Consider the following 18,094-nt stretch of genomic DNA (forward strand, 5'->3'; position numbering starts at 1 on the left):
TGAGCTTATTGATCTGCTTAATAAGCGCTGGTGGGTATTGTGCTAAATATTCATTTATTGGCATCTGAGTTTATTGCATCTATTGCGCTGCTAAAGCAACATAGAACAAGCCAAAACCCGTGAGGTGCTTATTAAGATTAATAAGCACCTCACGATCGTAACCAGTGTTACTTTTCGTTAAACACGTCAACCAGCTTGCTAACCTCAACATCGCTAACAATGCTGTGAGCTAACAATACAGCTTCAATGGCTGCTTTGTCTTCTTCAGTTGCTGAACCATAACGGTCATGTGAGGTAACAAAGCCTTCAAACTGCTCATTATCGTTATCCAGGCTAATTAACAAGTTTTTGTCTTCTGCTACATCCGCGAATGCTTCAAGAAATTCCTCGAATTGTGTATCAGAGTCGATATCAACTTTACAGGTGAACTCAAAACCCATTATAGCGAATTCGCCTACATATAATTTTTTGCGCAGACGTCTGCTGCGACCTATTTCTTTAGCCATGATATTTATTGCCTTTATTTAAGATACGAGATAAGAGTGTGTGATCCGTATTGCCCAAAATGCTTCGTTAGGAATCCTTCCAAGCTATTGGACAGAGCGCGCATATTAGCACAAACAAGAAGGCTAGAAGTGGTGTTAATGAGCATCCTTAATATTCGCACTGATAAAGGTTATAACTTACTTAAGAACACCTCGATAGCAACAAAAAAGCCATGCTTAAGTTAAACGCATGGCTTTTTTATGAGATCGTTTGTAATTAATTAAAATTAGCCACAAAGTACCCACGCTTCTTTCTCTGAGCTAAACATTTTTTCTTTCCAGTCATCACATAACGGAATGACTACTTCGGTGGTTACCCCTGATAAATAGTCTCGCGTATCAATATAATAATACTCAATCAACCCATCTATAGTACCGCCTTGGATTATAGGCATACCTAGCGCTTCTAACTCCGGCAAAAGAGCTTCAAACTCTTCCTTTGAGCACATTGAAGGAAAGAAATGATGCACGCCTTCACCCTGCTCTTTTAAAAAATCGTGATACACGCATTTATCTGACTCTGGGGTAATGAGCTCTAAAGCAAACTCACCCACACGGCCAACATGGTTATTATATTTATGATAAACCTGTTCACCAAAGTACGTCGTGTCGCTCATGGTGACACCCGATTCAATTTTAAATTCAATCCAATCTGTCATTGAGAATAATTTCGTTAAGCCTGCCTTGGCCACATCCCTATCTTTACAAACCACCCCAAGGTGTAACATATTGGCTGTTGGTAATAATTTTGGACCTAATAGCGTCAGGTCAATATCAAACACTTCATCAGGCGTCATGGATGCTTGCCAATTTTCTGTTTTTGGGCAAACCACTTCAAACATCACGTTGGACACCAATGAGCGCGTATCTAATAAATAAACATCTGCCACGTCGTAAATGGTGCCAGTTTGACGAATACTAATGTCTAGTTCATCGAGTGTTTTATTTAACGCGTCAACGTTAAAGGCCGTTGATTGAGTCAGGCTAACATGATGAACGCCTTCGCCAACGGTGTCTAACATATGTTGAAAGCTAGATGGCCCGTCGATAGGCTGTATTAACTCTATCGCTAAATCTTTATTTCGCCCCATAACTCGTATAAAGCGGTGCTCAACCAATTCACCTTCAAAGCGTGTATTTGTTAAATGGTTACCGTCATAACGAAAAACCTCCCAGTGACTAATACCAAAAAATCGTGCGTAATTGGTTACCACTTGGCGGTAGTCATGAACCACTATGGAGGTACTATGCCAGCCGTCTATAGGTATGCTTAATGCCATTTATTTCCCCTTAAAATTATTATTGTTATTAATCAAACGTAACATCTTCACCAAGGTCGGCAATTCGTGCGTATGTCGGTGGTGCAACCACTTCTAGAAACATGCCACCTAATTGCTCACGGGTGTCTAAGTAATAAAGTTCTGCAACCCCTGCAATATTGCAATAATTTCCAACCTTTACCCCTTGGCGAGTATATTCTTTAACTAACTCTAAAGGGTTAGGGTGTGATAAATCACCCACATGTTGCATGCCGTCCCCGTGTTCTTTAACAAAATCATCAAACACGGTTTTACCCGAAACCGGCTCGCATAATTCGACCAAGGTATCGCCCATACGTGCAAAAGCTGATATCCAAACAAATTCAGCTGGCTCACCATAGTATTCGGATGTTTCCATCATATCTGATGAAATTTCCATCACTCGCCATGTTTTTATACCCATTAACTTGGCATAGCTTTTTGCGGTTACTCTCCAGTCCTTTACTGCCATTGCCACATGGTTGATAGGCCCCATACTAATGTCTAAATTACTCATTCTTTGCTCCTATTGATTGCTTTTTTGTTGTTCTTTTTGCTCGAGCATTTCTTTTATTTCTGGGCCCAAAACCTCATTAGCCACTTTTAAGCCCAATACCATTGCAGGTGCTCCTAAATAAAAGACGGTTTGGAATAAAACCTCAATAATTTGCTTAGGTTTCATCCCAGCATGCAACGCGACTTTCATATGGTCTTTTAAGGGCCCTTCACGTCCTAATGCTAAATCAGTGCCCATTAAGATCAACGACCTTTCTTTTAACGTTAAACCTTCTCGCTCATATAAAGCTCCCCATGTTTTAGAAAAAACATAGCCCAGCTCATCACCAAACAGAGGGTTATCCAGCAAAGATTCAATATGCTCAGAGGATTCTTCTCCCAACACTTCACGCATCAACGATAGGCCTTGCTTAAAGTCCTCTCCTTCACGTGAAAAAGGAAAACCATCAGCATATTTATTGTCAATATCAGTCATTACTACCCCCTATTTATATTAAAAAACTTAAGTCGTATATTTCGCCATCACAATTAAGCAGTACTACTTTTTTGCTGGTCATTTTCCATTCACCGCCTTGCTTAACTAATTTGTGCTCGCAATTAGCTGCCATTGTTTGTAATGGGTAAAACCGATCTTGCCGATTGGCACGGTACTCATGCAAGGTAAGGTATGAGTCAATAATGACGACTCCATCCACTGTTTTAACCCGTACGTTATTTACTGAGTGTTGCGTTCTTGAGCCAGGTATTTGTGCATGACAAGCTCCGCTTTGTAGCCGTTTAATGCGCTCATCAAGCATTTCCATATCATCATAAATAATGGATACATGTTTTGTTGGATCTACATTGACATCACGGCTATAAGGTAACCAATATAATGCATCCGCAGTGAATAGCTTTCTCCACTCATTCACCTCGCCTTGGTCAAGTAAACATGCTTCAGCAAATAAAAAGTCTTCTGCTTCAGCTCGTGTCATTTGTTCTGAATTATTAGCACTCATGATTGGCTCCCTAACGTCATTAAACGTCTGTATTCAAAATAAGGTGCTCTTTGCTGTGTTTCTTGCGTATGCCCACCATAACGACGCCCGTGCTCATCGACCTCTTCAGATTTAATACCACGATTAAATAAAATCCACGGCACCATGTCTGCCTTCATGCCTTGGCCAGCTCTATCAAACATGGCGTAGTCATCTGGCCCACCAAATGCTGCGGGGCTATAAAAGAACTCATGCTCACGTACGCGTCGAGTATTTATATCATCAGGCGCATCTTTTAACATCGTGTGATACATACGTACTTCTGTTTTGTCGACCCCCATAGGGCGAATCACTCGGAATTGATATTCGAGTATGGCTAAATTGGGGAATATCACTAAATTGAAACGATGACGTAACACATGCATTGCACGCTCTTTGCCATGTTTTTCAATCATTAGGTCAATATACTCAGCAGGCCAGCGTTTATAAACCGCCTCATCCGGTAAGCTATAAACTTCTAAGAGATTATTACCGTAACCGCCATCAAGGCCTTTTGTTCCATAGCCTTGATAATTAGGGGGCATGCCCATTTTTCTAACCATAATATCAAAGGCCGTCGAATGGGTGACCGGTGCATGATAGCCCTCTACACTACCTTCAGTTTGAATCTTCCAGTTGGCATGATAGTAATGCTTGTTAACACCACTATTACCGACAATAATTTCACCAACAGGGGAAAAGTCCATATACATATCTATATATTCTTTTACTCCTCTTAGTTTTTCATCCAATGAAATATCGGGAACAGATAACAGTGAAGCAAAGATAATACCGCGATAACTTTCGACCTTTTTGGCAGCGACTAGCCCTAAACTTTTAAAGTCTAATTCGCCTTCGTTATAACCACGCGGCATCGACACAGCTAATAACTCACCGTCCATACCATATTCCCAGCCATGATATTGGCAAACAAAACTAGGGGTATTACCTTTCTCTAAAGGACACACTGCTACCCCGCGATGAGTACAACGGTTAATAACAACGTTTATTTCATTATTTTCTCCACGCGTTACAATAACTGGAACATCACCCATAAAGGTCGTTTTGTAATCACCCGGATTCGGGATTTCACTTTCGTGTGCGACATATATCCAGGAGCGATAAAAAATCCGTTCCATTTCATCGCTATACACCCCTTGATCGTTATATAAGCTAACATGTGTTCGATCTATTCGAGCCAAATCATCATAGTCACGTTCTACTGACATAATCCTATCTCCCCTAGTTTATTTATTCTAATTTTTATGATCGTGTTACTAAAAAAATAACATACAATAGAAAATACTAATTTACAATATGATTATATTGAATAGAGAAATTGTCTTACGAAGTATTTATTAGGTGTAGCAACAAGTTATGCAGAAAAAATCTGCATAACTTGTTTTAGGTATTAGGCAGGAATGGTTGTTATTGCTGTATAAAAAAGCCCCGCGCAACACGCAAAGCCCAAGCCAAAAGCACTGAAACGCAAGGTTGCCATATTGGTTAAATAGGCAATAAAGTAAACGCCGCGTATAACCACGAAAGAAATGCAGAGCATGGTAACCGTTTCATTTATCGCATTGGTGATAAAAACAGCCAATACAGCGGCTGAAAAAAGCCCTAATGCTTCCCAGCAATTGGCATGTAAATATTGTGAACGAGCCCCTGCACCCACTAGCGTTGCGGCTTGTACACGTGGGTTAACAAGGTCATATTTACCTGTTTGTGAAATTCGGTAATAACCACCAATTGATGAGGCCAAATAAGGCATAAAAGCAATACAAGTCAAACAAATCACAACGGTCAACATAAGAAATCTCCTCTCTCGATTATTTTTAAATTAGTACGTGTCGTACCCGAGTGAGTATAAACATTATTTTCTCGCTTAACACCCATCAACTGTGGCCGTTTAATCGGCATCAACTGATAAAACTTCTCCACTTATTAACAATTGCTCAATGTCTTAATTTCTAAGCAACTTACTATTAATCGAGCATTAGAAAAATCATGTTATTAAAGATACTATCTACTTTCGATTTTCATTTACGACATTCGTAAAAAAACGGTTGCTTTGTATACAGTTAATCCGACCTAACCAAGCGCCTATCTTCATTCCTAGCCAATATCTTCTTCACTGCTATTCTTTATCAAAACCATCAACAATAATCGCTCCCATAGAAGCAGGCATCGTAATAATAATTAGTCGCTTCAAAGCTATCACCGGATCTAGCATTACAGGGAACTTATTTAATGACAACAACACCAAAGCAACCACACAAGCGGCTATAAAATAGGCAATAAATATTCTGCTTATAAATATTGATGTTCTATATTTTATATCGCCTTGAAATACAATTTGATAGGCAAAAAAGCTTAAAAATACAATCGACAAAATAAAAACAAGAAACAGGTTTGCAAAAGGAAGAGTTTCCCCTAGTTTCCAGGCCTCTTCGGAAAACGAAATAGGCACTGCCAAAGCAAAGGACCCAATAACTACCTGACTGGCGTCTTCTTTATTAAAGTTAAGATTCATAGCTAATTACCTGGCGGCTTGTTGACTGTTATGCATTATCGGCTGGCGATTCACGCCTTAACACCACCTTTATTGTTATCATCAGGGATGCTTTTTGCCTCGCTATTATGTCAGATCCTGATAAGGGTTGTAGGCCACCTCCCAGTAATAGCCTTCCGTATCTTGAAAATAACCGGAGTAACCGCCCCAGAAAACCTCCAGCGCGGGTTTAATCAGTCGAGCACCAGCAGAGACCGCTTGATCAAGCACAGCATCCACGTCTGACTTACTTGCAACATTGTGGGCCAGCGTTATGCCAGAGAAACCAACCTGATTCGAATCCGTTAACCCAATATCTTTAGCCAACTCTTCGCGCGGATAGAGCGCCAACCACGTTCCTTCCAAACTAAAAAACGATATATTGTCACCTTCAACATTATGCGTTGGCAAACCAAGGCCCTCACTATAAAAGCGAGTCGCTCTTTCTAAGTCATCTACACCAAGAGTAATAATGCTGATTTTCGGTTTCATAATTCCCTTCCTAACACTTTAATATAAGACGCACGCTTCATTTACCTATCGTCATTGTCACACTTACAAAAACACAATAGGTTTGCCAGCCACAACCGTGCTACACATTAAATCCATCTCCACCCAATTCTTCATACTTATAGCCAACACTGTATACAGATTTAATTAACTCTTGGTCTTTATAGTGATGAGCAATCTTTTTTCTCAGGTTTTTAATATGGCTATCTACGGTCCGATCAGTCACTACACGGTTATCTTCATACAGTTTATGCATTAACTGCGATCGCGAAAATATTCGCCCCGGTTGTTTTACCAATGTGCTCAGTAAACGAAACTCAACTGGGGTTAAATCCAACGCCTGCCCTGCTACTGTTGCTAATATTCGCTGTTCATCCAAGGTTACCAATTGATTCTCAACGGTTGATATCTGTTGCCGGTAAGACAACGTACGAAACAAAGCCTTAATTCTTGCCATCACCTCACGAGGGCTAAAAGGCTTGCAGATATAATCATTAGCACCTATCTCCAAGCCCAAAACTTTATCAATTTCTTCTACCCGTGCAGTAATCATAATGATCGGGATGCCAGAAAAATGTCGTATTTCCTGACAAAGAGTAATGCCATCTTTACTCGGCAGCATTAGGTCTAATAAGATAAGGTCCGGCTGCTCTTGCTGCACCCAGTCAATAACAGCGTCTCCATGGTTAATCCAATGAGTGTTATATCCCTCCTTATGGAGATAGTCTTGCAGTAATTGCGCTATCTTAGTTTCATCTTCAACAATTAGAATGGTACGTTCTGGTTCAGCAGTATTCATAGCGTGATTATCCTGATGAAATGGGTAGCTCCAAGGTGATTTTCAGCCCACCCAGTGATGAAGGCTCGGCTGTCAATTTTCCCTCGTGTGCTTCTGCAATACTCTGCGCAATAGATAAACCGAGCCCAGAACCACCGGAATCTCGGTTACGAGAATTATCTACTCGAAACAACCGTTCAAATAAACGTGGTATCAATTCTGGCGAAATACCGGGTTCGCTATCTTCAAAACAGATCGTTAACGAAGCTTCCTTTTTACATTGTATCTTTACGCGACCTCCTTCATGGGTATAACGAAGGCTGTTTTCTAATAAATTTGTGAACAGCTGAGTAAGTCGCTGAGGGTCAGCCAATACCAGGGGACAGCTTTCATCGCATGCTACGCTCAAAGTAATCTTCTTCTGTTGCATTGGGAGCACATAGCCTTCCGCTACATTTTGTAACAACAAAAATGGATTCACTGCTACCTTTTCATAGGTCAGCGAGCCTTGGTCGGAAAGAGAAAGTTGGTACAAATCATCAACCAGCCGTTGTAAATGCTTAACCTCCAAAGAAAGGGATTGAATCGACTCGCTATTCAGCTCCCTAACATTATCTTCCATGGCTTCCAATTCACCTTTAAGGATGGTCAGCGGTGTGCGCAACTCGTGAGATATATCTGCAATCCACTGACAGCGACTTTGCTGATTTTGATCAAGTGTCTCAGCAAGGGTGTTTAGATCAGTGGCCAAGTCTCCCAATTCATCTCTAGAAATTTTCTCCACACGGCTGTCAAATTGACCAGATGTCAGTTGCCGCGCTATACCTGTTAACCTAGTAATGGGCTTATTAAATGCACGTGCCAGCAATAAAGAAACAATAACAGCAATCACAAACGAGAGTATTCCTGTTAATAGTAAATTCTTAACTTGATCACGTTCAAACCGCTGCTCTATACCCGTACGCATACCTTTCAAACGTCGCATACTCAAATAACCGATCACCTCATCATCCAGCATTATTGGCAGTTTCCGATCATTTTTCGAAGCGGGCGGACCAAAAATGGACGTTTGAGCACTATCCTGCAAGCCTATTCGGCCGCGCAAATGGGGCGGTAAAACAGCTGCGTGATGACGTCGTTCAGAATACACACGGGCTGAACCAAGCCTAGCCGAAGGCTCTTGTCTATGATGCTCTGGCTGTTTAGCATTTCTTGGCGGTGGCGATGCCAGTTCATGTTCAAGCAACAATTGTTGCCACAAAAGAGGCTTATTTTTCAGAAAATCCCAATGGCCATATTGTCGGTACAGCCCACTTAAGGTTCGTTCAACGTTGTTCAGCCTTTTTAACCGAACGTCTTCAATATACTGGCCAAAACCCTGCTGGAAGCTATAACGAGTCACCGCCATATTAACGAGCAAAATCAGAAGTATCACCAATAGAATAGAGAAAAACAGCTTGTGCCAAATTCTAATTCGTATAGAAAACATGCTTTAAACAGCCCTTAGTAAGGATACATAGCCTGAAGCAGCCGTTTGCATAGTCTCTGCTAAATCTCTTCTAGGCTGTACACCTATTTGCTGAAAGGCAGATATGATCGCCTTAAATATGCCGGTAATAAATTCTGTGCTTGCTGTTACGTTTAGGTTTATCATCTTATCCCTACTCTTTATTCATTATTCCACCAACAATAAAATTGTAGCGACTAAATATGGATTAAATATGAAGATTAATCACTTAATCATCTTAGGCCATATCTCCACATTTTCTTCACATTCTCTTCGTAATTGCTACAACATTGCCCCCTATTCTATAACTCAAGAACAGAGACATTAACCGCCCTGTTCTGCTTATTAAATTTAGGAGAAAACCATGAATATTAAAGCAGCTTTATTAACATCAGCAATCGCCCTTACAGTAGCCACCAGTGCCTATGCAGAAAGATCTGACGACTGCTCTAAAGGCAAAATGCAAAAAAGAGGCCCATCAATTGCTCATTTGCAAGAAAAGCTTGATTTAACCGACAAGCAGGCCGATTCACTTAAAGTGCTATTTGAAGAGCAACGAGCCAAACAAAAAGCACTTCGAAAAGCGCATAAAGAAAACCGAGACATCATGCATGAAAAAATCTCTAACATTCTAACAAAAGAGCAATTGGAAGAATTCAAAGAGATGAAGCCTAAAAAACCTCATAGATAACATTAACCACACTACGCACAACAGGCTAAACAGGCTGTTGTGCGTAGTGTTTCTTACTCAGAATGCTAGCTTAAAGTAGCCCACAACAAGCCCCCTAAATATGGCAATTTGATTTCCAAAAATAATTAAATAGCCACACTCTTAAGCTTAGTCAAATACCATAAAACCAAGTTCTTTCGCCCTTTATGGCAAGCATAATACGAGACTTTTAAGTATCGTTTTATTCCACTGACGATTATAAAAAGAAGAAAGAACTAATCCGTTATTACGTTAAATCCTGATGCGGATTGTAGGCTACTTCCCAATAATGACCTTCCGTATCTTGAAAATAACCGGAGTAACCACCCCATTTATGAAACATTTATTGACCATGAAAATGGATAATGCCTTAGCGGGAGTTGATGATTTTCATCCGATAGGCCGCATCGGCACACCGGATGACATTGCCAACAGCATCTTGTTCCTTTTAAATGATTGCTCCAGCTGGGTAACAGGTGCCATTTGGGATGTGGATGGCGGAGTGACTGCAGGTAGAAACTAAACGATTAACTAGGTGCTTAAAATGACGACACAAATCAATACCGATTTTTCACAACGAATTGTAATTCAACCCGATGACTATCGCTGGGTTGACTCGCCCATGCCCGGCGTGGAACGCATGATGCTCGATAGAATCGGTGATGAAATCGCACGTGCAACCTCCATTGTGCGTTACGAACCCTTTAGTGAGTTCTCGTCACATACTCATACAGGTGGCGAGGAGTTCTTGGTGCTCGACGGTGTGTTTTCTGACGAGCATCAAAGCTATGGGAAAGGCTGTTATGTACGAAACCCCATTGGCACATCACACACACCTAAAATAGGCAAAGAAGGCGCAACTATTTTCGTCAAACTACAACAATTTGATGAAGCAGATACACAACAAAAAGTCATCGATACCCAAACACAATCATGGCATCCAGGGCTAGTCGATGGCCTAAGCGTCATGCCGCTGCATGAATTTGGAAGTGAGCACGTAGCGTTAGTAAAATGGGCACCGAACACGCAATTCAATACCCACCAGCACTGGGGTGGAGAGGAGATTTTTGTATTAGAGGGTACTTTTCATGATGAGCATGGCAGCTATCCTCAAGGCTCATGGTTACGCAGCCCACACCTGAGTCGACATACCCCCTTCACCAAAGAAAATGGCGCATTGATTTACGTAAAAACCGGGCACCTGTAAATACAGTGCTTTTGTCCGTTGTGTTTGGTCTGTAGTAGCGTTTTGGATACAGTGGCGAAGCCACCCCAAAGCGGAACGTAGACCAGAACATAAAACCAATAGGGTCCATTAATTGGTGGAAAGTCTCAGATCACGCCTGAACGACTGGCTATGTGTTTTATTTCTCTTTAAACACACCATTTTTTATAAATTCAATAGTTTGATCTGCCACTTCACTGTCATAACGCATCATCGAATGACCCGTTTCTATAATGATAAAATCTGTCATACCATCAATCTTGGTGGCTTCTACCGAAACAAGTCCATCATCTTTTCCTGGTATAACCGTGTCATTCAATTTACTCTTGAGCTCTCCCGCAATAATACCCACGGGATAGTATGGAGGCTTTAGTGATTTTGGAAAACTCTTATCATCGGTACCTAAGGCTTTAGCTGTTGGGCCGAGAATATCCATTAACCAACTGTTACTGAAGTGGTCAGCCGCTTTGCTGCCTTTATTTGGGGTGCCCAATAAAACGACTCTTCCCAGTTTATCTACCTTATTATTTTGTAGGTAAGCTCTAACCATCAATCCTCCGAGTGAATGCCCTACGAAATTAACGTTTTGAGTATGATTTTGGCAACATTGGTTAATTTGTAAACTGATATCTTGCAAGATTTCATCAGGCTTTTGATGTAAAGAACTGTACCCCACACGCTGAACATAATACCCGGCATCTTCAAGTCGAGAAGCTAGCAACCACATTGACGTATTGCTTCGACCTAGGCCGTGAAGAAGAACAATAATTTCCTTATTCTCAGCCACCTCATCATTGTGATTAAACCAAGCGTTGGCAGCTTTAAAAGTAACTAATGTTACTAGTAATATTATAAAAATAAGACTAAATAATTTTTTCATCTTACTGTCAGTTAGACTTATAAATGCAAGTGTTCAGTTGATTACAGTTAGCTCTAAAACACATAACGCTCGGACTCTCTAGGGTCGGAAATCAATAGGGTCAGGCTCGATTTATTTTTACATTACTATATTTACAAGACCTTGAAGGTTTTGTTTTACTCTAACCCCAATTGTTCAAGGCAGAAACCGATCATTCACGTTCAACGATGGGACAGTTACTGCTTTTGAATTTTATCTTAGGCTGTGGCCCCGGCATAGCTCGTGTCAAAAAGCTGGGTGTTTGCCGTTCAAAATGTGCTTCGCAGTCACGATCAAAAAAGATAGTCAGCGATGTAAGGTCAATCTGTTTTAACGACTGAGCCACGCGTTTGTGTGACTTGATAAAAAACACCATCGTATCCAAGTCTCTCAAATTGACGGCGGAAGGTGGCAATGCTGCTTGCGTATAGCTAGCGCTGCTTAATAAAAGAAGACTAACAATACCGCGAATACTCTTCATGCTTTCTCTACCCTATCTCACATTTGGTGTATCGCCATACAAGCGATATGACATTGCCCTTATATCAAACCGTTACTTTGGGCTGATAATAACCTTAGTTTTATTCGCTTGAGATTCAGGCGCACTAATATCAATAGTGTATTGATTGCCATAGGTCAACCAGGTTTCACCAACTTCATTCGCCGTCAAATAACACACTTCACTCCACTTACTTGCTTCGCAGTTCACACTGGCAATTTCAGGCGAGAATGAGACGATTGCAGGGTAGACTCCCCACCAGCCAGGAAAACCATTGCTAATGCTTAAAACTTCTTTGGTTTCGCCGACGGCTAAATAAATAGCCGAGTCATCGCCTCTCGTTTCAATTAAGGATTCGTAACTCGTTCGAGCGCTTGCACACCCTTGAAGTAGTACGACGATGAAAGCGAAGGCAATCATTTTAAAATTCATCATATAAAATCTCTCTGTAATATGGGCTCAAAACAAACCGCTTCATGTGTTGTCATACTCATTTAACACCCCATCGCAATGGCGATATTAATTACCGTTACGACCTGCCATTGTGTATTAATTAATTTTTCTATTTTAATGCGTGCCGTGCTAAGCGAAACCTCGACGGGACTGTATCCTTCTGGCCAACCTTCTCCATTAAGTATCCTTACCCACTCCTCGCCGCCTTTCGCGAATACCGCTGCATTTATTTCATCATGCGTGACTTCTGGAAAGCAGTCCACATTCACCTCATCAAAATTCGGCAATAACACCTTATGGTTGTCAGCGATCTTAAGCCGATGCCATTTGGTCGTGCAGTGTTTCCACTCCGTTAAGTCAAGATGTGGGCCTTCGGCATTGACTGATAAACTCGTTTCAAGCTGCAGAGCAACTCGATAGCTTTCGCGATCTTTACCATGAAGCATGACCGTTGCTTGAGACAGATTCTCGCCAGCCTCAAGCTCAGAAAAATACGTTTTTTTGAAAGGGGCATTATAATTTATCGGGTTCTGAAATGAAATCTGTCCATCGGGTATGAGCGTGATTCTGTCGAATGCGTAAGAATAATTCGACAAACCAATCATTAACAATGCCACAAAATATTTCATCTCTATACGCCCCTTACCCATTGTTGTTTAGTCTATTCAAAATCAATAGTGTCAGACTCGATTGATTTTATTTTTAAACGCTTTCGATTTCCTATCACCATGTTTGCTCCTTGGATGCATGGGTCGGTTAATTTTAGCCTTTATCGTTTCTTTAAAAGAATCACTGCCTAACACCCAAAGTTTGTTCGTTACCTCGCGTATTGCTTGAAGATTTTTTTGCGGAACCTCACCATCAAATAATGCACGGTAGGCTTCACCACGTAGCTAGCTGCTTTTCCCCTAAAGGTTTATATAACTCATGCTCTACGACTCATTCGTTTGCTTTACCCAATCGTTTTATACTTGATGATATTTTTATTATTATTTATCAATCGCTTTATAGAAAGCCTTAATAAATGCGTTATAGTTTTCATAATGAGGCATATGACCTACCCCATCCAACTCAATAAGCACTGAGTCTTTAATCATAGCTTTAGTGCTTTTTCCGAGATCTTTATATTCACCTAACTTTCTAGTGACACCTTCTTTTAACCAACCTCTACCTGGGCCCGTTTTATCTCTAGTACCAATGATTAAGAAAGTTTCATTCTTAATTTGTGAAAACCTACTCACAATATTTTCTGAGAAAATAGGGCCATAAGTTAAAGCATTATTCCAAGCAACAATTTCCCAATCTTTCCCTGCAAGCATTCCTTTTAAAGGAATTAAAAGCTTCTCGTATTCGCTTGACCATTTTCCATCATAATAATTCTTACTTTGATAGCTTCTAGCCTTATCTAATGTTGTAGCAAGCTCTCTTTTATAGAAGAAGTTAACATCTTTGAACTCTACATACTTTCCATAATCCTCTAAGCCAATAGGGTTAATCAGAATCAGTTTATTAACTGATGCAGGATAATTAACAGCAAACGTTGTAGCTAACATACCCCCCATTGAATGACCCACAAGATCAAATTTTTTGATATTTAAACCATCCAATAATGATTTAGTGTTTAATGCCAGCTGCCCAAAGCTATATTGATAGCACTCTGGTTTTGAGGATTTACCAAAGCCAATTTGATCCGGTATAAGCACTCTGTACTTTTTCTTTAAAAGATCTTTTGCAACTTTTTCCCAATAATAACCTGAGAAATTTTTACCATGCAATAAGACAATAACTTTTCGTGCATCTTTATCCCCAATATCCATGTATCGCATTTTTAAACGTTGATTTTGAGAATCAAGATCGAATGTCTTAACTTCAAATGGGTATTCAAAGCCATCCAACTCTTTATTATACTTAATGTGATTTTCAGCAAATGCCTGTGAAATTAAGGCAAAAACTGAAACTAAAATCAAAAAAAACTTTTTCATATTAATTTTATCCATCTAATGGTTATACTAAGCTAACGCCGGAATTAAGGGGTGGCCCGCTTAAGGCCGTCCCAGCCCCCCAGGGGCGACCTTGAATGACTTGTTATACCGCCGGGACTGACAAAGTATTCCCGCCTGAAAAATAAACTTACTAACTTTTGAGCTTTCCGTAAGAGTAATTGCCGTCTTCATCGTAAATCTCTATTTTCCCGTTATCCTTTAATTTTCCGTACGAGTAGTTTCCGTTCTCGTCATAGATTTCGATTTTGCCATTGTCCTTCAGTTTGCCGTAGGAATAATTCCCATTTTCGTCGTAGAGTTCGATTTTGTTGTTGGCCTTAATTTTTCCGTACTTGTACTTACCATTTTCATCATAGAGTTCAATCTTGCTCATTGGGAATTTCCTCCTGCGGTATAACGCCGCATTCAGCGGCTAGTCCGCTGCAATGCCTTGTTAGGCTTAACCGATCTGTAAATAGCAATAGGTTGAACCATTATTCGTGGATATCGACAGGTTCTAATCATTTCCTCTAACCCATCAAAGCCTCGAAAAACGCCACGAAAACCACTTTCAACCGATTGAGCCTCATTGCCATCTTCTTCCAAGTTAGCTTCATCAAATTCTTTCATCGGGTCAAAAGAGTCTCCATCTTTTTGTGGTATGGACGTAATAACACCAAGCATGGTTACCTTAATTGTTGGTTTTGACCCGAAAAGGTAATGAACAGATTCGGTGTTGTCATCTAAAAAGAATTTTCTTTTTACATTAGACATAACGTGAAAATTATTAGAGTCTTCAAAAGGATAGACACGGACATTAAAAACATCAGGTAGAAATACTCGAACCCATGTTTTCAAACCATCAATGATCCACTCTTCAACTTTACCTATCTGACTAGTGTCTAGCAGCGCATTTAGATTGCTTTCAAATTCGTTTAGCTCATTCTTCTTTTTAGTTTTAGCCTGTCCATTTTTCATTTTCTTGATGTCGTCTTTCATGATATCAATTTGATCTGTAATTTCTTTAAACTCAGGGTTATCATTCAAAACTGACTTAATACTATTATTTACAAAAGCAGTGATATCCTCATAGTTATGTGCAATTCTCGTAATTCGCTCATAATCCTCTAGTACGACATAACCTGTTGTTTTTATACATAGTGCATTTTCAAAAATTTTTGTTGCTTCGCCGGAGTCAATATCTTCTTTTGTAATATCAACGCCGATTTCCGCAGTATAGCCTTCTTTAAAAAGTTCGTTTTCAAGCTCATTATATATTTCATGATGACTTACACGAATTTCCTTGAGTGCCTGCGATTCGGAATCAGTTCCACCCGCTTCATGTTTGAAAATTTTGAAATCGTAGTTTCTTAAGTTTTTGTTATTCTCGGCTGACGTAGATGATGCTTCAACAGATTGAACTATCCCGCCAGATAGCTGACTGTATAGTGAGCTAACTTTTTCCATATCAAGATATATAAAATCTTTAATTTCTTTCATCGTACTTCCTGTTTATGAATGCCTAACGTTTGAAATAAGGGGCGCTGCGCGTTTTATGCGCAGCGTCCAGCCCGTGCTTTTTACGGGCGAACTTGATTGACTTGTTATATTTTATTTAATAGGTTTTCAATATTAGCATCTATTTTTTTTGATTCTTCTCTTTGCTTACGTTCTTTATTTCTTGAATTTTTAATAAGTTTCCAAAGTTCACTTTTCTTCTCAGTATTTGTTTCTTTCAATTCTTGAGATACAAGGCTCTCAATTTGATTGTTAAGCCTTTCGCAGTCCGACAATAAGAAAGTCTGGCGAACTGAATATGCCCCCAACAAATTTGAATCCTGTTGTTGTTTAATTTGAAGTTCTAAAGTTTTAGCTTGTGATGTTTGGGCTTTAGTGGATGCTTTAAGTTCTTTTCCTTGAATAAGGATTGCTACTAATCCAAGGACAAGAGCTACAGAGGCAAACAAACTATCAATAAGAGCAAGGGAATCTCCTAACTCAGCTGTCGTTTTTGGTAGCTCTAATTGAGTAAATTTATCAGGAATTTGTTCCTCAGGAATATATCCAGTCAAATATAGGATATACACGAACCATACAAATAAAAACATTAAGAATATCAGAGATAGTAGTTTTTTCATTGTTTCCGTTTTAAATATAACGCCCGCAGCAACTGCGGGCAAAAATGGCGCGGCTTGAAAATCAAAAAATCAATAGGGTCAGACTCGATTGATTTTATCTTTAAACGCTTTCGATTTCCTATCACCACCTTTACTCCTTGGATTCATGGGTCGATTAATTTTAGCCTCTATCGTTTCTTTAAAAAAATCACTGCCTAGAACCCATGATTTGTTGGTTGCCTCACGTATTTCTTCAATTGTTCTTTGTGGAACATCAACGTCAAATAATGCACGGTACGCTTCGCAACGCCGTTCGCTGCTTTTCCCTGAACGTTTATACAGCTCATGCTCTACGACTAATTCGTTTGCTTTACCCAACCCATTATAGGCATAACTTGACCATGGGTACTCCACAGGATGATCGACCATACCTGCTCGAACAGGGTTAAGCTCTATATAACGATAACATTGTAGAGCATACTGCTCACTATCAATTAATGTCGCTTTATAGCGACCCTCCCAGAGTGTTCCCGTTCGCTGATAGGTGTGGTTAAAATACTGAACATAATAGCGCCCCAGCATTTGAATCACTTTAGATAGACCATCCTTTTTATGTGGGGTGATCAGTAAATGCACATGATTGGTCATTAATACATAAGCATGAACATCACAACCGTGTTTATTACAGGCTTTTTTTAATGTTTCAAGGTAAAACTGATAGTCTTCATCCGCATAAAAAATAGGCTCGCGATTATTTCCTCTAACGATAACGTGTTGTGGTTGACCCACTAAAACAAAACGAGGTAATCGAGCCATAAGAAATAGCCTTTATTTTTGAAATTAAAGCATAGGGCAACTAGTCTATAAAATCAATCGAGTCTGACCCCATTGATTTCCCAGGTTTTTATTCCAAAGGTTATTTGCACTAGTGATCTCAGCTATTTCTTCACGTGGCTTTGTAGTTTTCCAAGAGCCTCCGTTATTTGCATCAGGGTATGTGTAACTAGAGTTGTCCTTATTTATAAACCCCGGAACAATTTCATAACAAATCCCATCTTGGAAATTTAATTTTACAACCTGTCCATCACCACTTGTATGGGTAGTGGAATACGTCCTTTTTATCGACTCCTTCACCGCTTGGATTAGTGCTGACTGCCCATTACCACTATAGTTATTATATTTTTCATATTCAGAATAAGGGAGCTCGACAATCATATCGATGTCACTTTTATGAATATCTGTACCTCTTCCATAAGACCCGACAAACAAACTATACCTAGTATCCGAATCTACACTCCTAAAATCAGAGTTGACCCTTTTTGTGATTTGCTTTGCTCGGTACCGAATATTTGAAACGGTTTCATCTGTCATTCTAAGGGCAGAGCAAAATTTAGAAAATTTGTCAGATATACTCAATTAATCATCCTTGCTTATAACGCCCGCATAAACTGCGGAGTGAACTTGGCGACTTTTTTGCGTATCTTTGG

25 protein-coding genes are annotated in these 18,094 nt (G+C 39.9%); 3 read left to right on the forward strand and 22 right to left on the reverse strand.

The window, feature by feature from the left end; translation table 11 throughout:
• Positions 1–167: 167 nt before the first annotated feature.
• The 12 genes from Q91_RS06675 to Q91_RS11615 all read right to left on the reverse strand — a co-directional run bounded on the left by Q91_RS06675 (position 168) and on the right by Q91_RS11615 (position 8,871).
• Positions 168–506 (reverse strand): YggL family protein, encoded by a 339-nt coding sequence (locus Q91_RS06675; RefSeq protein ID WP_020932391.1) that lies wholly within the window; start codon positions 504–506, stop codon positions 168–170.
• Positions 507–772: 266 nt separating this feature from the next.
• A complete protein-coding gene (locus Q91_RS06680) occupies positions 773–1,825 on the reverse strand; it encodes a VOC family protein (protein WP_015006121.1) in 1,053 nt (350 codons plus the stop codon).
• 28 nt (positions 1,826–1,853) lie between these two features.
• On the reverse strand, positions 1,854–2,360 hold the full coding sequence (locus Q91_RS06685) for a VOC family protein (RefSeq protein ID WP_015006122.1): 507 nt from the start codon (positions 2,358–2,360) through the stop codon (positions 1,854–1,856).
• Positions 2,361–2,369: 9 nt separating this feature from the next.
• A complete protein-coding gene (locus Q91_RS06690; RefSeq protein ID WP_015006123.1) occupies positions 2,370–2,834 on the reverse strand; it encodes a carboxymuconolactone decarboxylase family protein in 465 nt (154 codons plus the stop codon).
• Between the two features lie 13 nt (positions 2,835–2,847).
• Entirely contained in the window at positions 2,848–3,357 is a 510-nt protein-coding gene (locus Q91_RS06695) for an aromatic-ring-hydroxylating dioxygenase subunit beta (RefSeq protein ID WP_015006124.1), read from the reverse strand.
• Entirely contained in the window at positions 3,354–4,604 is a 1,251-nt protein-coding gene (locus Q91_RS06700; protein ID WP_015006125.1) for an aromatic ring-hydroxylating dioxygenase subunit alpha, read from the reverse strand. Before Q91_RS06700 ends, Q91_RS06695 begins: the two co-directional genes overlap by 4 nt.
• A 182-nt stretch (positions 4,605–4,786) precedes the next feature.
• Positions 4,787–5,188: an MAPEG family protein gene (locus tag Q91_RS06705; RefSeq protein WP_015006126.1), complete on the reverse strand. Its 402-nt coding sequence runs from the start codon at positions 5,186–5,188 to the stop codon at positions 4,787–4,789.
• Positions 5,189–5,515: 327 nt separating this feature from the next.
• On the reverse strand, positions 5,516–5,911 hold the full coding sequence (locus Q91_RS06710; protein WP_015006127.1) for a DUF2391 family protein: 396 nt from the start codon (positions 5,909–5,911) through the stop codon (positions 5,516–5,518).
• Between the two features lie 105 nt (positions 5,912–6,016).
• A complete protein-coding gene (locus Q91_RS06715) occupies positions 6,017–6,421 on the reverse strand; it encodes a VOC family protein (protein ID WP_015006128.1) in 405 nt (134 codons plus the stop codon).
• A 100-nt stretch (positions 6,422–6,521) separates the two neighbouring features.
• Positions 6,522–7,238, reverse strand: a complete 717-nt coding sequence (locus Q91_RS06720; RefSeq protein WP_015006129.1) for a response regulator — start codon at positions 7,236–7,238, stop codon at positions 6,522–6,524.
• Between the two features lie 7 nt (positions 7,239–7,245).
• On the reverse strand, positions 7,246–8,706 hold the full coding sequence (locus Q91_RS06725) for an ATP-binding protein (RefSeq protein ID WP_050999772.1): 1,461 nt from the start codon (positions 8,704–8,706) through the stop codon (positions 7,246–7,248).
• A 3-nt stretch (positions 8,707–8,709) separates the two neighbouring features.
• Positions 8,710–8,871: a hypothetical protein gene (locus tag Q91_RS11615; protein ID WP_015006131.1), complete on the reverse strand. Its 162-nt coding sequence runs from the start codon at positions 8,869–8,871 to the stop codon at positions 8,710–8,712.
• A 217-nt stretch (positions 8,872–9,088) separates the two neighbouring features.
• On the opposite strand from Q91_RS11615, the gene Q91_RS06730 reads away from it, so the two are divergent.
• The 3 genes from Q91_RS06730 (at position 9,089) to Q91_RS06740 (ending at position 10,640) form a co-directional block, all read left to right on the forward strand.
• Positions 9,089–9,415 (forward strand): Spy/CpxP family protein refolding chaperone, encoded by a 327-nt coding sequence (locus tag Q91_RS06730; RefSeq protein ID WP_015006132.1) that lies wholly within the window; start codon positions 9,089–9,091, stop codon positions 9,413–9,415.
• A gap of 352 nt (positions 9,416–9,767) precedes the next feature.
• Positions 9,768–9,956, forward strand: a complete 189-nt coding sequence (locus Q91_RS06735) for an SDR family oxidoreductase (RefSeq protein ID WP_015006133.1) — start codon at positions 9,768–9,770, stop codon at positions 9,954–9,956.
• Positions 9,957–9,977: 21 nt separating this feature from the next.
• Positions 9,978–10,640: a cupin domain-containing protein gene (locus Q91_RS06740; protein WP_015006134.1), complete on the forward strand. Its 663-nt coding sequence runs from the start codon at positions 9,978–9,980 to the stop codon at positions 10,638–10,640.
• Positions 10,641–10,797: 157 nt separating this feature from the next.
• Here the strand turns inward: Q91_RS06740 and Q91_RS06745 are convergent, their stop codons facing one another.
• The 10 genes from Q91_RS06745 to Q91_RS06790 form a co-directional block, all read right to left on the reverse strand.
• Positions 10,798–11,538, reverse strand: coding sequence for an alpha/beta fold hydrolase (locus tag Q91_RS06745; protein ID WP_015006135.1), 741 nt, complete (start codon positions 11,536–11,538; stop codon positions 10,798–10,800).
• 190 nt (positions 11,539–11,728) lie between these two features.
• The gene (locus Q91_RS06750; protein ID WP_015006136.1) at positions 11,729–12,037 is read right to left on the reverse strand and encodes a hypothetical protein; all 309 of its coding nucleotides are present in this window, start codon (positions 12,035–12,037) and stop codon (positions 11,729–11,731) included.
• 72 nt (positions 12,038–12,109) lie between these two features.
• Positions 12,110–12,490 (reverse strand): hypothetical protein, encoded by a 381-nt coding sequence (locus Q91_RS06755; protein WP_015006137.1) that lies wholly within the window; start codon positions 12,488–12,490, stop codon positions 12,110–12,112.
• 59 nt (positions 12,491–12,549) lie between these two features.
• A complete protein-coding gene (locus tag Q91_RS06760; RefSeq protein ID WP_238538319.1) occupies positions 12,550–12,954 on the reverse strand; it encodes a hypothetical protein in 405 nt (134 codons plus the stop codon).
• Between the two features lie 543 nt (positions 12,955–13,497).
• Complete coding sequence (locus Q91_RS06765) at positions 13,498–14,505, reverse strand: alpha/beta fold hydrolase (RefSeq protein WP_238538320.1); 1,008 nt, start codon at positions 14,503–14,505, stop codon at positions 13,498–13,500.
• Positions 14,506–14,641: 136 nt separating this feature from the next.
• A complete protein-coding gene (locus tag Q91_RS06770) occupies positions 14,642–14,884 on the reverse strand; it encodes a hypothetical protein (RefSeq protein WP_041230519.1) in 243 nt (80 codons plus the stop codon).
• Between the two features lie 32 nt (positions 14,885–14,916).
• A complete protein-coding gene (locus tag Q91_RS06775) occupies positions 14,917–15,990 on the reverse strand; it encodes a hypothetical protein (RefSeq protein WP_015006140.1) in 1,074 nt (357 codons plus the stop codon).
• A gap of 104 nt (positions 15,991–16,094) precedes the next feature.
• Complete coding sequence (locus tag Q91_RS06780; RefSeq protein ID WP_148271138.1) at positions 16,095–16,628, reverse strand: hypothetical protein; 534 nt, start codon at positions 16,626–16,628, stop codon at positions 16,095–16,097.
• Between the two features lie 78 nt (positions 16,629–16,706).
• Positions 16,707–17,423, reverse strand: a complete 717-nt coding sequence (locus Q91_RS06785; RefSeq protein ID WP_015006142.1) for a transposase — start codon at positions 17,421–17,423, stop codon at positions 16,707–16,709.
• Positions 17,424–17,468: 45 nt separating this feature from the next.
• Positions 17,469–18,023: a hypothetical protein gene (locus Q91_RS06790; protein ID WP_190274367.1), complete on the reverse strand. Its 555-nt coding sequence runs from the start codon at positions 18,021–18,023 to the stop codon at positions 17,469–17,471.
• Positions 18,024–18,094: the final 71 nt, after the last annotated feature.

The organism is Cycloclasticus sp. P1 (assembly GCF_000299965.1).
Classification (GTDB): Bacteria; Pseudomonadota; Gammaproteobacteria; order Methylococcales; family Cycloclasticaceae; genus Cycloclasticus; species Cycloclasticus pugetii.

Coding starts and splice junctions, on each gene's coding strand:
- Q91_RS06685 (WP_015006122.1), bottom strand. CDS start 2,360: ATGAGTAATTTAGACATTAGTATGGGGCCTATCAACCATGTGGCAATG.
- Q91_RS06710 (WP_015006127.1), bottom strand. CDS start 5,911: ATGAATCTTAACTTTAATAAAGAAGACGCCAGTCAGGTAGTTATTGGG.
- Q91_RS06765 (WP_238538320.1), bottom strand. CDS start 14,505: ATGGATAAAATTAATATGAAAAAGTTTTTTTTGATTTTAGTTTCAGTT.
- Q91_RS06715 (WP_015006128.1), bottom strand. CDS start 6,421: ATGAAACCGAAAATCAGCATTATTACTCTTGGTGTAGATGACTTAGAA.
- Q91_RS06760 (WP_238538319.1), bottom strand. CDS start 12,954: ATGCTTCATGGTAAAGATCGCGAAAGCTATCGAGTTGCTCTGCAGCTT.
- Q91_RS06730 (WP_015006132.1), top strand. CDS start 9,089: ATGAATATTAAAGCAGCTTTATTAACATCAGCAATCGCCCTTACAGTA.
- Q91_RS06740 (WP_015006134.1), top strand. CDS start 9,978: ATGACGACACAAATCAATACCGATTTTTCACAACGAATTGTAATTCAA.
- Q91_RS06695 (WP_015006124.1), bottom strand. CDS start 3,357: ATGAGTGCTAATAATTCAGAACAAATGACACGAGCTGAAGCAGAAGAC.
- Q91_RS06720 (WP_015006129.1), bottom strand. CDS start 7,238: ATGAATACTGCTGAACCAGAACGTACCATTCTAATTGTTGAAGATGAA.
- Q91_RS06785 (WP_015006142.1), bottom strand. CDS start 17,423: ATGGCTCGATTACCTCGTTTTGTTTTAGTGGGTCAACCACAACACGTT.
- Q91_RS06725 (WP_050999772.1), bottom strand. CDS start 8,706: ATGTTTTCTATACGAATTAGAATTTGGCACAAGCTGTTTTTCTCTATT.
- Q91_RS06770 (WP_041230519.1), bottom strand. CDS start 14,884: ATGAGCAAGATTGAACTCTATGATGAAAATGGTAAGTACAAGTACGGA.
- Q91_RS06775 (WP_015006140.1), bottom strand. CDS start 15,990: ATGAAAGAAATTAAAGATTTTATATATCTTGATATGGAAAAAGTTAGC.
- Q91_RS06745 (WP_015006135.1), bottom strand. CDS start 11,538: ATGAAAAAATTATTTAGTCTTATTTTTATAATATTACTAGTAACATTA.
- Q91_RS06680 (WP_015006121.1), bottom strand. CDS start 1,825: ATGGCATTAAGCATACCTATAGACGGCTGGCATAGTACCTCCATAGTG.
- Q91_RS06735 (WP_015006133.1), top strand. CDS start 9,768: ATGAAACATTTATTGACCATGAAAATGGATAATGCCTTAGCGGGAGTT.
- Q91_RS06690 (WP_015006123.1), bottom strand. CDS start 2,834: ATGACTGATATTGACAATAAATATGCTGATGGTTTTCCTTTTTCACGT.
- Q91_RS06755 (WP_015006137.1), bottom strand. CDS start 12,490: ATGATGAATTTTAAAATGATTGCCTTCGCTTTCATCGTCGTACTACTT.
- Q91_RS06750 (WP_015006136.1), bottom strand. CDS start 12,037: ATGAAGAGTATTCGCGGTATTGTTAGTCTTCTTTTATTAAGCAGCGCT.
- Q91_RS11615 (WP_015006131.1), bottom strand. CDS start 8,871: ATGATAAACCTAAACGTAACAGCAAGCACAGAATTTATTACCGGCATA.
- Q91_RS06705 (WP_015006126.1), bottom strand. CDS start 5,188: ATGTTGACCGTTGTGATTTGTTTGACTTGTATTGCTTTTATGCCTTAT.
- Q91_RS06700 (WP_015006125.1), bottom strand. CDS start 4,604: ATGTCAGTAGAACGTGACTATGATGATTTGGCTCGAATAGATCGAACA.
- Q91_RS06675 (WP_020932391.1), bottom strand. CDS start 506: ATGGCTAAAGAAATAGGTCGCAGCAGACGTCTGCGCAAAAAATTATAT.
- Q91_RS06780 (WP_148271138.1), bottom strand. CDS start 16,628: ATGAAAAAACTACTATCTCTGATATTCTTAATGTTTTTATTTGTATGG.